Source organism: Enterococcus sp. DIV0806c, assembly GCF_051710905.1.
GTDB lineage: Bacteria > Bacillota > Bacilli > Lactobacillales > Enterococcaceae > Enterococcus_B > Enterococcus_B mundtii.
In genome coordinates this window covers 2416267-2432234 of sequence record NZ_JBIOLO010000001.1, presented here as the reverse complement: position 1 = coordinate 2432234, position 15968 = coordinate 2416267, and the positions used below count along the sequence as shown (strand labels likewise).

Genomic DNA, 15968 nt, shown 5'->3' with positions numbered 1-15968 from the left:
GGGCTAGGGAGCTGAGGATTCCTGACTCTTTTCTTTTTTTTTGTTGGATTACACGTTATACTGACAAAAAAGAATGAGGAGAAATGATGATGATTGAATTAACAAGTGTGGCGATGACAGACCAATTAGCAGAAATCATTGGAAAAGTCGCTCATCCGGGAGATAATCTAGTGTTGACTGGTGATCTAGGTGCTGGTAAAACGACTTTGACAAAAGGAATTGCAAAAGGATTAGGCATCGATCAAATGATCAAGAGTCCGACCTATACGATCATTCGTGAATATACACAAGGAAAAATGCCTTTGTACCATATGGATATCTATCGTGTCGCTGCTAGCGGTGCTGATTTGGGATTAGATGAATATTTTGAAGGTGATGGACTTTCAGTCATTGAGTGGGGAAATCTATTAGAAGATGCTTTACCTGAAGATTATTTGGAACTGATTATTGAAAAAAGTGATACAGAATCAGAAAAAAGGTATGTGAAATTCCAATCATACGGGCCGAATAGTCAAGAGTTTGAAAAACGTATCTATGAAGCATGGGCGGATTCTCATGGCTAATGATGTTGAACTGACGTTAAAAGAAGCGGAGAAATCAGATGCTCAAGGATTGTTAGTGATGCTACGCCAAGCGAGACAAGAAACGGATTATTTTGTTGTTGAGGAGCGTTCACTTAATAAAAGTAAAGAGGTACTTGCAACTGAATTGTCTCGAATAAAAGAAAGTGCAGAACACTTATTATTTTTAGCCTGTGTCAAAAAACAGGTGGTAGGTGTTGTTTCTGTTGCTCCCAAACCTGGTTTGCCCCGACATGGCGAAATAGGGATCAGTATCTTGAAAGAATATTGGGGGATGGGGTTAGGCACGATTCTTTTAGAAGAGGCAATTATTTGGGCTACAGAAAATATGCGATTTAGTACGTTGGTTCTTGATGTATTGGCGGGCAATCAACGAGCCGTCCATCTTTATCAAAAAATGGGGTTTCAAGAGGAAACCCAAAGTGTTGACTCTTCGAGAAGACAAGGTCAATCATTGGCGATAATCAAGATGAAACGAACGATTGAGCATGAAATAAACTGATTTCAAAAACAAAGAACCTGAAAAGTAGTTGACCACTTTTCAGGTTCTTTATTTATCGTCATCGTTGATTCTTTCGTACGAGGGAAACAACAAATAGAAATGAAAGAATTAGCTTAGTTTAGCTAATTGAACTATTTCACTGTGACTAATTTTTTCAATGGGTCTGTCCCAAAAAATTTTTCCTGATATAACAAGATTTCCGCGCATGCTCGACTATCTTCTAACGCATCATGGTGATTTTTCAACGTGATATCCAAATTTTCACAAACTGTATTCAAGCGATGATTTGGCATCTCCGGAAACAAGCGGCGACTTGTTTTGACGGTACACAATGAGAGATAGTTCGGTTGAGGCAACTGATAATAATCTAAACAACCAGCCAATACTTTTGTATCAAATGCGGCGTTATGCGCAACGACTAATCGGTTTTTTTGGAAATACTTTTCGATTTTCTGCCAAACATCTGGAAATTTAGGTGCCTGTTGGACATCTTCGGGTCGAATGCCATGGATCTGGATGTTACGCCAGAAAAATGGCGTTTCCGGTTGGATCAAGGTATAAAATTCATCGACAATCTGACTGTTCTCCACTTTGACAAGGGCTAAGGAACACGCACTATGAGATTGGTGGTTCGCAGTTTCAAAGTCCATCGCGATAAAATTCATTTTCAAATAAGCCTCCTTTAAAAAATAAACCATAACATAGATTTGTATGAAAAGAAATAGCTTTTTCAGACTATGTATCAAGTAAATATGGTGTCAGTGAAGGATCAATGGAAGAAAATCGGGACAACCCAATTTCTTCCGTTGCTATCCTTGCTATTCGATAATTAATTCGACAGGGCAGTGGTCACTACCTAGAATCGATGTATGGATTTTTGCATCAACCAAACGAGGTGTCAAATCTTCACTCGTCAAGAAGTAATCGATACGCCAACCTGCATTGTTTTTTCGAGCATTGAAACGATAACTCCACCAAGAATAGACGCCTTCTAACTCTGGATAGAAGTAACGGAAAGTATCTACAAAACCATTATCAAGTAAATGAGACAATGCGTTTCGTTCTTCGATTGAGAAACCGGCACTTTTTTGATTCGTTTTCCAATTCTTCAAATCGATGTTTTCATGGGCGACATTTAGATCCCCACAAACGATCACCGGTTTTTGTTTTTTCAACTCTTCTAAATAATCATAAAAAGCAGATTCCCATTCTAAACGGTAATCGAGGCGTTTCAATTCATTTTGTGAATTTGGTGTATAGCAAGTGACTAAGTAAAATTCAGGATATTCTAACGTGATCAAACGACCTTCTTGATCATGGACATCAATGCCCATTCCATAAGAAACGTTCAATGCAGGTTCTTTGGCGAAGATCGCTGTACCTGAATAGCCTTTTTTGACCGCATAATTCCAATATTGATGGTAACCTGGTAAATCCAAGTCGATTTGACCTTCTTGTAGCTTTGTTTCTTGAAGACAGAAGAAATCTGCATCAAATTCCTTAAATGTTTCTAGAAAATTTTTATTGACGATGGCTCTTAAACCATTGACATTCCACGAAATCAGTTTCAAAAAAACACGCTCCTTTTTCTATCAAGTCTGTGCGATTATATTGTACCTCATTTTTATTAAAAATAGTGTAAGATAAGAGTAATAACAGATAGCAGGAGGGAAACCATGAAAATTGGCGTAGTAGGAGTAGGTAATATTGCCGAAAAAGCATATTTACCCACATATGCAGAGAAACAAGGAATGGTTGATTTTTATTTTGCGACACGTAATCAGGTAACGAAAGATCGTCTGAAGAAAACCTATGGATTTGCTCATTTGTATGAGTCGCTGGATGACTTAATTGAAGAGGAAATCGAAGCATGTATGATCCATGCGGCAACAAGCGTTCATTTTCAATTAGCTAAAAAATGTTTGGAACATAATATCCATGTTTATATCGACAAGCCTTTAAGTGTTGACCTAAAAGAAATCCAAGAGTTACAAGAATTGGCAGAACAACATCATGTGATTTTAATGGTGGGCTTCAACCGACGATTCGCTCCAATGGTCGAAGAATTAAAAGCGATTCCAGAAAAACGGTTGATCCAGTTACAAAAAAATCGCATTGCGGCAAAAGAAACGACTGCTTTTGTCATTTACGATCTGTTCTTGCATCTGGTGGACACGGCTGTTTATTTATTAGACGAACCAGTGATCAAAACAACATCTCATATCCGAGAAAAGGAAGGATTTATGGAAGTAGCGATGTTGCAACTTGAAACTGCGAACCAAATGGCAATCGTGACGATGGATCTTGGAAGTGGTGCGAATACTGAAACCTATCAAGTGACGAGCAAACAAGGAACCTATGAATTGAGTGATCTGACAGAATTAGTCATCCGTAAACCAGATACGGTGGAAATAAAGAAATTTGGTGATTGGGAAACAACGTTGAGCAAGCGTGGTTTTGTGTCGATGGTGGAACGATTTTTTGAAGAGGTGCAAGAAACGACACCTAACAAAGAAAAGTTGAAACAAGCTGGAGTATACGACAGCCATGCGCTTTGTGAGGAAATGTTGAATAATATTTACCGTCATCAGCTTTGAGCAAAACTGGCAAGATTGTTTTAAGCGTGATAGAATGATGGGGACGTTTGAAAAGAAAGGAAAGTCCTCAGTGAATAAAGAAGATATCGTTAAAAAAAATCCAGAGTTGAATCTGTTGCTTGATGAACCGTTAAGTCATTATACATTTACCAAAACCGGTGGACCGGTAGATGTTTTAGCTTTTCCCAAAACCAAATCAGAAGTCAAACAGTTAGTTGATTATTGTCGAGAAAACCAAGTGCCATGGTTGGTACTAGGAAATGCAAGTAACTTGATCGTCCAAGATGGTGGGATTCGCGGCGTGGTCATCATGTTGACAGAGATGAACCAAATCAGCGTTGAAGGCACGATGGTGATTGCAGAAGCAGGTGCAAAACTGATCGATACGACGTATGCAGCCTTGGCAGAATCTTTGACAGGATTCGAATTTGCCTGTGGGATTCCTGGAAGTATCGGCGGTGCAGTCTACATGAATGCAGGAGCTTACGGTGGGGAGATCAAAGACGTATTTGCAGAAGTCGACTTATTATTAAGTGATGGGACGATCCAAACCCTGTCAAATGAAGAAATGGCCTTTTCTTATCGCCATAGTGAATTACAGAAGATGGATGCTATCGTCTTAGAAGCTCGTTTCCAATTAACACCTGGTGATCATGAGATGATCAAAGGTCGGATGGACGAATTGACGGAATTGCGTGAAGCAAAACAACCATTGGAATACCCTTCATGCGGTAGTGTCTTCAAACGACCTGAAGGACACTTCACAGGACAACTGATCCAAGAAGCAGGGTTACAAGGCTTGAAATGGGGCGGCGCACAGATTTCGGAAAAACATGCCGGCTTTATCGTCAATATCGACCATGCAACAGCAACTGATTATACAGAGTTGATTGCCCATATCCAAGAGGTAATCAAAGAGAAGTTTGATGTTACATTAGAGACGGAAGTACGGATCATTGGTGAAAAAAGAAGCTAAAGGAAAGTAGGTGGCGTGATGTTGGATAAGCAATTGCCCTATGCAGAGATTTGGATGACACGCCCACTCAATGAAGAATTGCCTTCTTATCCCTTGAATCAGCAGTATCGCTTTGAAAAGTATCAACCAGGAGCAGAGCAGGATTGGGCAATCATTGAAACAGCAGTCGGTGAATTTGACACCGTGGAGCAGGCATTGGCTTACTTTGACCAAACTTTTGCCCCTTATCCAGAAGAGCTGGCAAAGCGTATGTATTTTGTGGTCAACGAACAAGGTGAACGCATTGCCACATGCACTGCTTGGTGGAAGCTTCGTGAGAAAGAATATCCGCTTTTTCATTGGTTAGCGGTCAAGCCAGAACATCAAGGAAAAGGAATCGCCAGAAGTTTGACGATCGAAGTGCTCCGTTGTTTTCAGCAAATAACGACACAAAGCCCAATCTATTTACACACACAGACATGGAGTCACCCAGCGATCAAACTTTATCAAAGTTTAGGTTTCACGTTCATTCCTGATAAATTTGATGGTAGTGAAAATCCTGATTATGAAATAGTGATGGATATTTTATCATCGAAAATAAAAAAAGCACCTAAAAAATAGGTGGTGACAGAAGTATTCAGCTCCGAGAAATAGGCGGTGAAACCCGAAAATTGTTCTTCAAATTTTTGGTTTTCACCGCTTATTTCTGACGCAGCTGGCTTGCGAATACCGTATACACGATTTTAAGGATAGAAATAAAAAGGAATTTCATTTTTGTTCTAAACGCTTCAAATTGCTTCAATGTTAGAGAATTATTAGGTTGATCGCTAAGCGGGAAAACCTTCACTAAGATATTAAAGTTATTAGTTCATATACCAATGTTATTTAAATATCAAGAAATAATAGGTCAACTTAGAAATAGGTTTGTGTGTATAATCAGGTCAATAGAAAAAACAACAAAACGTCCAGATGATTTAGTAATAAGAGTCAATTAGATATCCGAGATAGTTGAATCACCCGTATTTATTTTTTACTTCTTGAAGAAATGAAAGTTGAGTTGTCAAATCTATCTTGAAAATTTGAAAACAAACCGTTAAAAAACTCGTAATACTTAGATTTATCTGTCCTATTTAGTAATCAGATACGTGTTTCATAGTGGTGAAATCGGTAATCAGTCAGAATGTGTCAAGAATAATAGAGAAAGATAAACCCATTGTTTTCGTTTGTTATGACCTAAAATAATCGGGGCTTTGATAGTAGTCATTTCGCAACACCTAAAGTTGATAAACATACTTATTCTATAAGCAAAATTGATTGACCACAAGGAGCTAAAAATAGGGAATTATTATCTGTTTTTGTCGCTTATTTCTAGGTGTTGAATACTTCTATCTCAACCACGTTTACATAGTTAGCTAGCTATCTCATTTTAGCGAAGGAGTGATCAAAATGCCACAAGATGATTTTAGAAGAGAAAGCGGTGTGTTCAACAACAAACGCAATGATGAAATGAATGAAAAACACGCGCAACAAGTTTTAAATTTTATCGCATCAAATTCTGGACATACCTTAACAGAGCAAGGAATCCGACACCCAGTAGGATGGTTGTATACATGGATGACCTTGGGTGCGATCGTTCCACCAGTTGATCGTCTCAATCAAAGAAGTTCTCCTACTACAGCTTTCGAAGCAGACACCCGTATTGATCTGAGAAGTGAAGGTAATCAGACAAGGATCCATTCCTTTCACTCAAGTTCTACCGTCAATCCTAACCTAATCCACCACCGAAGCCAAGTACCCTTGATAGAGAATATCCCCCCCAGTTTCCTAGCTGATCCACAGATAGAACCGACCGTCAATACTACAAATAATTCTTCTACTCAAACCCTCCCTTTTTATCCGCACCAAAATTTAGAACTAAAAGCCGATATTGCGGAAGTGGCTCATGAATTCAGCCTTTCTATTCACAAAATCGCTCATGATATCGAAGAACTGATGAATTGTACGCTCACGAAAAGAGCCACGCAAATGAAAAAATGGATTTTCTGGGGAGAAGAGATTGAACAAACACAGTTAAGAACGGTTTGTAAAGTAGCCGTCGCAAAAGCAAAGAAAGAGAATGGAGAAAGACCAAGGCAAAGAAGTCAATACCGACATTTTTCTTTTCACCGTATGACAAATAACTCCACTCCAGAGGCCAATCAATTTAAAGCAAATGAAAAGCTCGAAAAGCTAAGAGAGATCTTTCAAACTTCCTTAGAAAATAAGCAGAGCCAACATGGGAATACAACTGACAAAAAAAGTCAATCAACAGATAAAATGAGCAATGAAACAGACCATTTTTGGGATGGATTAAGCGAGACGTTTTCTCAGTTTTTCCGTGAATACGAACATACGAATTATACGAAAGAACAGGCAGGAGCAAATGGTGGATCGGTGATGTTACATTTTCTTGACTTGTTATTGCGTACTTTTTCTGTGGACTATGGGAAACATGGTCCAGATAAGCCTCAAACACAAAAGAATATGAACCTTTCAATGAAAACTCATCCCAATGATAATGTCCTTTCACATAAGACTTTCATAAAGAAAGTAAATCAGAAAAAACCAGAAAATAGCTATCAGGAAAAAATATCAAACCTAAAATCAGAAACACAACCAGCATTGAAATCGGAAGAAAGGCGTGTTTTGACACAGATACATCAGTTGGCAAGTGACTTTTTAGGAAGGATAGATAGATTTGTCCAGAAAACGGTAGGACTTCAATTTTTAGCAGCCGAAGCTAAACCCATTCCTACTGATCGACAAATGCAAAGCGATCATTCTGTTTCTAACGATCCAGAGATGAAGTCTTATCAAGTATTGTCTAGGGAGACATTAATGAAATTAAATTATATCATTATGGCTTACCTTGATAATTCACCCTCACCAGAATCTACAGCTAGCCAACTTGAACCGTTTTGGTATGATTATGAGGTCTATGAAAAGCGAGGCGAAATAGCAAAAGTTAATCAAGCGCTGACGAAATTCTTATGTGAGCAAAGTATCCCTTGTGAAGGGCTGTCTACACTTCAATTATTTAATGCAGTAAAGAACTGGATAAGGAAAGCGGGAGAAAACAATAAATTAGCTAGAAAACTACAAGTTGCACAATTGATTTTGAAGACTCTGGGATTGTCCAGTCAAGGGTTATCCGACAAAAGAGGCGAAGAGATTATTATTCAATGGAGAAACAATAATATTTTTAAAGATTACACGTTTGCATTGCCGCCAAAATCAACTGCAAAAGAAGAAGACAATCATGAAGCCACGAACCTTCCACTAAAAACAACTACTTCGTTACCACCAGTAATGCTTGATCCACAATTACAATCAACCGAAGAAATACCTCTAGAGACACGAATAAAATTACAAATGGTTTTTACGAAATATATGTATGGTCAAATGCTTGATGGGATGTTGAAGGGGCAGATACCAGAAAATTTACCACCTTTGTGGTATGATCGTGCACTTTTTGAAAGGCGAGATGCAATTGACAAAGTGAACGATTCAGTGAATGTTTTTATCTGTCAAAAAAAACGACGGTGTTCAACTATGTCTGGGCAAGAATTGCTTCTTGAAATACAACATTGGGAAAGAGTAGATGATGTGGAAACGGAGAGAAGTAAAAGAAAACAAGTTGCAGAGATTATTCTGCGTGTTTCAGGATTACCTCCTCGCAAATTGACCGATGAGACGGTAGCTAGCATTTTGATGCAATGGCGAAATAATAATCTTTTTAAAAATTATCAATTTAAATCTTTAGAAAAAGCATATACGGTAATACCAATATTCAATACTAGTCAATCCATGTCAACTACACCTACGAGAATATCAAAAAAAGGAGATGGCGCAATTCTCCCTCAAATGAACGATGCTAAGCGCCAAAAGAAAAAAGGAGCATCTACGACAAAAGAAAATTCGGAAGTTGATGAAAAAGCTTTTGGCGAACGGTTGAATAAAATTAATAGTATAATTGTTGCATTTTTAGAGGGGAAACCTTCTCCTGTACCAACTTCTGAGAAATTAGCACCTATGTGGTATGAACAGGAGATGTTCAATAAGATCAATCTAACGCAAAATGTCAATGATGCAGTCAAAAAATTTCTATGTGAACAAAAAGTCCCCTGTGAGAATTTATCTCCCCTTCAGTTGATTCTTGCCACACAAGAGTTTCTAAGAAGAGACGGAAAAGAGGTTGAATTAAGTAGAAACAAACAGGTTGCTGAAATCATCCTTAATTCTTCGGGACTAACAGGTCAAACGATAGCGGATACTCGTGCGATTGCTATCATATTGCAATGGCGAAATAATAATATTTTTAGAGACTACAATTTTTTTCCAGCCAAGGGACATGAGGAAGTAGACATCTTAAACAATGATCTAATTGGAATAATCACTTCTGTTCGGCCGAATACCTATGGCTCACTCCCTGTGGATATCGTGACAACGGTGAACAACATGCATGTCGCTTATATGAAGAAATTGCCTTTACCCATTTCTATAGAAGAACCGCTTATCCCCTTATGGTACGACTATGAACTGTTTCAAGATCGGGAAAAAACAAAGAACGCCAATCAATTCGTGCAGAAATTTCTCTATAGTCAACAGTTTTTTAATGATGATCGATCACCACAGGGAATCGTTCTAGCCGCACATGAATGGATAAATGATGGGCAGGTAGATTCAAAGATTTTAGAAAGGCAAAAACAACTTGTTCCGAACATTCTTGCGGGGTATGGAATGGTGAGACAAAATCTAACTGCTGTCGAGGAAACAAATATTTATTTCCAATGGAAAACCAACAATATGTTAAGTAATTACCAATTTATTGAGCTAAAGCTACCAGTAGAGAAGGGAAAAGTGACAGAAACCAGCGAGATGAAAGTGATACCGTCCACTATGGAAGATTCTGATTTAGCATTAGTGCATACAATCGTTGTCGATATTGTCAAGAATGTACCTCCTGTGACACATTATTCCGAACCGTTACCAATTCTCTATTTTCATTTTGGCCTTTTTTTAAGACGAGATGAAACAAACATGGTGAATCAAAAATTGAAGGAGTTTTTTTCTAAAGCAGGAATCGAGATCAAAGACACCACGAGCAATGAGTTAGAAAAAGCACAATTTCAATGGATTGAAAAAGGGGGAACAAGTGAAAGCAATGATACCTCTGAAAGAGAACAGTTCTTAGCATATTTTATCGCAAAAACATATGGACTAACGGACATTCGATTTGGGGAATTTTGGTCCTCTATTAAAACACAAGAGATTTTTAATCAATGGAAGAGTAATACTTTATTGGAAGGATATACTTTCAAGGAAGTGAGTCCTGAGACGATTCATTATCAATTAGGGAAAATAGAAAATCAGAACGTCGTACGATTAAATTTACAAAATAAAGAAAGTAAGCAACTTTTTAGTGATTTCATCAATGATCGCTCGCCAACTATTTCTAAAGCGCAGCCAATCAGTAAGTTCTATCATCATCAGTTGATTTTCGATCAACGAGGAAAAACGCCTGCGGTGAATGAAGTTGTTAAAAAATTTTTGCGGGATCGTGGGATCTCTTTTAAACATCCTACTACAAGTGAATTAGTTCGACAATTACAAGTGTGGCTTCTTGAAGGACCTACGTACGAAGCGATTATCGAAAGGGAAATACAAATAGCAAGGATCATGCAAGCGGAATATGGGAGCAGTGAAGAAGAGGTAACAGCAAAAGACGCTCGCTATATTATACTTCAATGGGAGAATAATAATGTACAAATCGACTATACCTATAAAGAGAGCAGGGAATGGGATGCTATCGACATCAGTGAAATTGAAACAACTGTTGTGCAGCAAGAAAAGATTGACGCGTTTACTCGTGAAAATAATGCAGTTCTTATCACAGATATTGCTATCGAGGACCAGAAGGAGAGCATACTTGAACTGACAGAGCAACAAAAAGAGAACATACAGAAAAAAATCGTTTATTTTTTAGCTGCGAGAGATATCAAGGTGGACATCACTAAGCCGAATGAGCTAATTTTAAAAACAGCAGAATGGGCAACGATAAAAGTGAACGATGAAGTGAAAATCAATAGCACTAATGTGAAAATGTTGGCAAATCTTATTCTTGGAAAAAATGCCGGTGCAGAGATTGCAGATGAAAAGGCAGAAGTGACCTTTAAAAACTGGTTATATGATATGGCTAGTGGCCTCCCTATAACGCCTGCTGAACCATCAAAAGAGGAGAAAACCTCCACAAAATCAGTAACACCCGCAACAACAACACCCAAAATAGTAACGAGTACGCAATCTTCCAACATGAATGAGAACCAAAGGCCAAATTATGTAGCACCCAATTGGCGTGATCCTAATTTGAAGGCCCAAGTAGCACAGTTTTTCCGTCAAGAAGGGGTATTAAAAGGGGAAGCAACCCAAGCCAACATCCTCGTTGCAATGGGAACATGGTTTACACAAGAAGGAACAGGGATGGTTCTCAGTTATGACAAACTACAAAAATTCTCTAAAGTGATTTTAAACCAATTAAAACTTTACGGCGGTGGACAAGGAGAAAAAATTTCGGATAGAGCTGCGCGATCGACCATTATGAATTGGGTGTTTGAAAATGTACTAGGTAGCTCGGTTGAGGTATACATGCTCAAGAAAATCCTCGATTCACCCGATCCATCCCAATTTACTATTGGTAGTCTCAGAAAGTTATTTGAAATTGACGAATTGAATGCAGAGACTAAGGTTTTGGAAATCTCTGAAGACAAACTCACAGTTGTTAAAAAATTATGGGTACTGTTTCTCAAAGAAGTGTTACCTAATTATTTACTGGATGTCAGTATGTTACCCGATGAGACCCCTATCTCTAATTATAATTCCTTGATGCAGCTCACAGGAACGAGGTTATTAGAAGATGCAGGAATTCGCACATCGTTCACCCAAGAAGAAATTCAAAAATTTGGTAGTCTATATTGGGAAAAAATCAGTAAAACTGGTGTGAAAAGGTTGTATGAATTGCGTTATATTGTCACGCCCGCTATGTTAGCTGTTGCCCAGTTAAATCCAGGTCTTTTACTTAAAGCCTTGGAAGAAGGAAATTATCAAGAAGTTGCTGTGAACACTTTCTTGAATTATTGGAAAAACAGTTATTTTATTCTTAGAGAAAGTTTGGAATCACTTTATGAAGCTTATGGCACATATCAAAAAGAAGCAATCAATTGGCGTCGAAAACAGGTTTTAGCCAAAGAAGTAGCACAGTTATGCGCTCAATATGACAAAGATCGAGCAAGATTATTTACTTCTTATGCGATAGAACAAGACTATCTCTCTGGAGCACTTACTGCATGCCGTAACTATACGCCCCCAAATCTAGAAGAGTGGTATACGCGATTGACGAAAGCCGTGTCAGACGCCTATTATCCATTCGATCAAAAACTGATAGAGTTTGCTCTGTTAAAGTTTAACGAGAAAGAGCAAGAGTTTATGTTCTCGCCTGAAACGCAGATCTATGAGGCAACTGCCAAATTAAAACATGTCATGGAGGTTTCAACGATTCCCAATGGATATCGTCTTCCACCTGACTTGATCATTGAACTTGAATTAGAGAACACCGATCTGTTTGTGGCAGTGAAAGGAAATGAAGAACGTTGCTATGGATTGAAGAAATTAGATGAATCTGGAGGTTATGTATTCTATCGAGTAGATAACAAGCCTATGTTATACCTCATAAACGGGTTGTTTAACCAGAAAGAGCATTTGCGTGGAGGTTACAAAGAGATAGAAAACGGCGTTCAGATTGGAAACCGTGAATTTTTGTTTTATAAATTTATAAATCGTGATAAAAGACTATCTCAGGGGAAAGAAACACACTCTTTCATTGAGGGATTAGCTAGTAAACATCGGGATAATCTATACCAAAATTTGTATCAATCAGGAAATGATCGTACCATCAGTGATCAGGTGTTGGAGGTGCTTCAGTCGATTATCCCGTTTTACGATTGTGTGATAGGGATTGGCAATCAAGATGCTTCCGTGGCAGTTCCTTCTTGCGTGCTTGATGCCCTTCTGTTGATTCCTTTCTTAGGACAAGTCACTTCTCTTAACATGAAATTTGCTTTAGGGATGGCAAAAGCAATTGCGACCGGAGGGATTAGACAGGCGATTCGTCTAGGTGGACAGTTTATTCCAAATTTTTCTGAATCCAATTTGCTGCTCGTTCATCTAATACGATACATTGATCCAGGAGTTGAACTAATAAGTGATGGCGGAAAATTTATTCTCAAAGAGTTAGTGGCACTGAAAAATGAAATTTGGGTTGCAAGTGACGTAAAAAAAATGCTAGAAAAAGCATCAAATTTGAATACACAACCTCCCGTGTTTCCTAAAGACGTGAGCATCGCTCGTTTGCCAGAGGCTGGTTTAGAAGTTCCTGTAAAACACATGAAAGATGATATATATATGATTGTGACGGATCTAACAACGGGGGATGTCTACGGAAATACGTTTAATTTGAGAGGGAATCAATTGGAAGTGATTTCGGGTCCTGTGTCATTTACGCAGGAACAAAAAGCACTGATTACCCGTTTATCGAAAGACATTAATCCAGACCAGGTTTTTGTAGAAGCAACAAATTTAAATCCTAGTGCGTATGGTAGTGGCACAGTATTGACGATCCCAGGTCGTGGACAAGAAACTAAGTATTTCATTGATATGAATGGGCAGACCGTTCCTGTAAGGGTTCGACCAGTTAAAAATCACAAAGTACGGTATGATGTGATCGATGGAGAGAATATCTATCCTGTGAACTGCAAGGGGAAAAAATGGTATTTTGAGGAAGCGACTTCTCCCTCCATTCCGAAAGAATTGGCAGAGGATGTGATGAAAAAAATCGATGAATTTGATTCAATAAAGGATCCAAGTTTCATTTCTGCTCCAGATGAAAAAGGGCTGAGATGGAATCAGTGGGGGGAATCTTACATCAAAATTAATGATCATTACATTCCCTTGATATTAATGCCTCAAGGAGAGAATAGGTATTACTTATTGAAAAAAGATGTCAACCAGTGGAAGACAGTTTTGTCTTATACGCCGGATACAGGAAGATTTCGGCTAGAAACAATTGAAGAGAAGGTGATTTCGGACAATCTATTAAAAAGTAGAAGTGGGAAATTCACCTTTCCAAAATTTGGCAATCAAAAACTTCCACCGTTAAAAAAAATGCCAAAGTCACCGGAGAAAGGTCAATACTGGAACGAATTGAGAAATACTATACCTGCGGAAACTAAGTATAAGAAGCCAGATACAAAAAAGAAAATCGATCGTATCAATGATAATATTCTAAATCCCATCTCTACTTTTATTCCTGAGCCGAAACCAGTTGTTTACAACAATCAAAAATGGAATAAAGACCTTATTATGAAAACGATTATTGAAGAATTGCCAAAGGAACCGGCAATTGGCGTTCGAATATATCCCGGTCTTGACGCGAGTAAGAGTCCTGAGTTTCTTCAGAAATTTTTGATTGACTTGCGTAGAGACTTTGATAAATCAATCGATTATTATGATAAAGCAATCGAAGTGTTTGCGGAAGCATTGACAAAAGATAGAATCGCAGAGTCGAAAATAGGAACTTATCTGGTGAAATTTTTTCAGCTGGAGAGCGTACCCAATCAAGAGCCAATCTTATTGGAAAGTTTGAATCGATTGATCTCTGTCGTACAAAAAGGAAGACAATTCCTCCAGCAAACAGCGGATTGGGATTATGAAAATATTTTGGTCGTCTCCTCTGATTTAGTTCGCCAAGGGGACTCACAAGAATTTCGTACATTATATAAGGAATATATAGAAACGAAGGCTGAGGTGTTTCCTTATGATCCAGAATGTCGAATGGTCATTTTCGCAGATGCTTTTCACTTAGATCCGAGTCTTGCGAAAGGGAAAGAAATAGGAGTAAACAAGGTGAGAGCATTACTTCATGAGACGAGTCATCTTAGTTCAGGAACAGTAGATCTCATGGCATATGCAACAACGAAGCTAGGTGTGGTAAAAACTGGAAAAATGATGGTGGATGAATATGTGAATAATTTTGAGAGTATTTTGAACTCAGAAGGTTTCACAAGTCTTGTGGAAGAAATCGCTGAATTTCAAAATAAACCTGGATTAACGAAAGAGACAGTGTGGAATGAGCTAAAAAAAAATAATGTATTACGTGTGAATGTCCAAATATCGGATGCCGATATGGTTGCAATGATCCTAAGAGACGCAGCGGAGGGAAGAGACTTCGATGGTGTAGTTCGTGTTGCTAGAGGCCTCGATGATGTGACATTAGGTAACGGTTTGTTATCGACGTTTTTAGCACTGGAATATGTACAAGATCATAGCTACTTTGACAAATATATCCAATTGAATCAGACATTGATCCAAGAACACGCCAGCACCATTCCTAGTCAAGCGAATGTAACAGCTAAAGTAAGCGATCATCAATTAACAAACCTTAGAAAGAAAAGAGAGATAGATCAACCAGACTTGTTTACGAAAGAGCAATCAAAGAGAGCTCTCTCAAGTATTGAATCTACTATAGAAGAGCCTAATCGTGTAAAGCAATCGGTTTCAAATGAGCGGACAGGTATGGAATCAGCCCCCCCATCAATGAAGCGAAGTTTCCTAAATCTTGTTGTCAGTAGTGCAGAAAAAAGTACCATGGTCAATTCAGAGAGGAGCAATCAACAGGAAATGAAACATCAGACTGTTCCAAATGAACGAACAGGCATGGAATCAGTCACCCCGTCGATGAAGCGAAGTTTCCTAAATCTTGTTGTCACTAGTACAGAAAAAAGTGTCAAGGTCAATTCAGAGAGGAGCAATCGACAAGAAAAGAAACATCAGCCAAAATTAGTTTTACAACTTTAACAAGTAATTTGCGTAGTAGGAAAAAAATGGATAGAAGGAGAGTCTGGCCATTTTTAATCGGCAGGAGAGCTAAATAAACAATGTCTACTTAACAATGTATCAAGCGAATTAAAAAAATGCTTATCTAATGTTTTTTCAAAAAAAGTGCAAGGCGTTTTGCTGAAATACTAAAAAAATTTTGCACGGAAAAGAACCTCATGTTCATTACTTATCCATTTCGAGCGTAAAATATCTTAGTAGGATTCCAAGCAGGTATTTCTGCCAAGCTTAGCAATTTATCCTAATCGTTCGAATGATTTAGGCCATTCATTAGATAAATGTGTCAATCATTGTTTTTGTGAATGGTTTACAACAGACAGAAAAAACAGATCTTCATAAGATCATGG

The 15968-nt window shown here is 38.2% G+C and carries 8 protein-coding genes; 6 read left to right on the top strand and 2 right to left on the bottom strand.

Annotated elements, in window-relative coordinates; genetic code table 11:
* Window positions 1-89: 89 nt before the first annotated feature.
* Together tsaE and IGK77_RS11385 are read left to right on the top strand one after the other, a co-directional pair.
* Window positions 90-563 (top strand): tRNA (adenosine(37)-N6)-threonylcarbamoyltransferase complex ATPase subunit type 1 TsaE, encoded by a 474-nt coding sequence (gene tsaE, locus IGK77_RS11390; protein ID WP_071867788.1) that lies wholly within the window; start codon window positions 90-92, stop codon window positions 561-563.
* The gene (locus tag IGK77_RS11385) at window positions 556-1083 is read left to right on the top strand and encodes a GNAT family N-acetyltransferase (RefSeq protein ID WP_074800203.1); all 528 of its coding nucleotides are present in this window, start codon (window positions 556-558) and stop codon (window positions 1081-1083) included. The genes tsaE and IGK77_RS11385 overlap by 8 nt, the downstream gene beginning before the upstream one ends.
* A gap of 131 nt (window positions 1084-1214) precedes the next feature.
* On the opposite strand, the gene IGK77_RS11380 is transcribed toward IGK77_RS11385, so the two are convergent.
* Together IGK77_RS11380 and IGK77_RS11375 are read right to left on the bottom strand one after the other, a co-directional pair.
* Window positions 1215-1748, bottom strand: coding sequence for a 3'-5' exonuclease (locus IGK77_RS11380; RefSeq protein WP_071867786.1), 534 nt, complete (start codon window positions 1746-1748; stop codon window positions 1215-1217).
* A gap of 153 nt (window positions 1749-1901) precedes the next feature.
* Complete coding sequence (locus IGK77_RS11375; RefSeq protein WP_023520106.1) at window positions 1902-2654, bottom strand: exodeoxyribonuclease III; 753 nt, start codon at window positions 2652-2654, stop codon at window positions 1902-1904.
* A gap of 105 nt (window positions 2655-2759) precedes the next feature.
* On the opposite strand from IGK77_RS11375, the gene IGK77_RS11370 reads away from it, so the two are divergent.
* From IGK77_RS11370 to IGK77_RS11355, 4 genes are all read left to right on the top strand, one after another.
* Entirely contained in the window at window positions 2760-3680 is a 921-nt protein-coding gene (locus IGK77_RS11370; RefSeq protein ID WP_074800205.1) for a Gfo/Idh/MocA family protein, read from the top strand.
* A 70-nt stretch (window positions 3681-3750) separates the two neighbouring features.
* Window positions 3751-4656 (top strand): UDP-N-acetylmuramate dehydrogenase, encoded by a 906-nt coding sequence (murB, locus tag IGK77_RS11365; protein WP_066026226.1) that lies wholly within the window; start codon window positions 3751-3753, stop codon window positions 4654-4656.
* Between the two features lie 18 nt (window positions 4657-4674).
* Window positions 4675-5256, top strand: a complete 582-nt coding sequence (locus IGK77_RS11360) for a GNAT family N-acetyltransferase (RefSeq protein ID WP_074800208.1) — start codon at window positions 4675-4677, stop codon at window positions 5254-5256.
* Window positions 5257-6081: 825 nt separating this feature from the next.
* Window positions 6082-15582, top strand: coding sequence for a QWxxN domain (locus IGK77_RS11355; protein WP_438713194.1), 9501 nt, complete (start codon window positions 6082-6084; stop codon window positions 15580-15582).
* The last annotated feature ends 386 nt before the right edge of the window (window positions 15583-15968 follow it).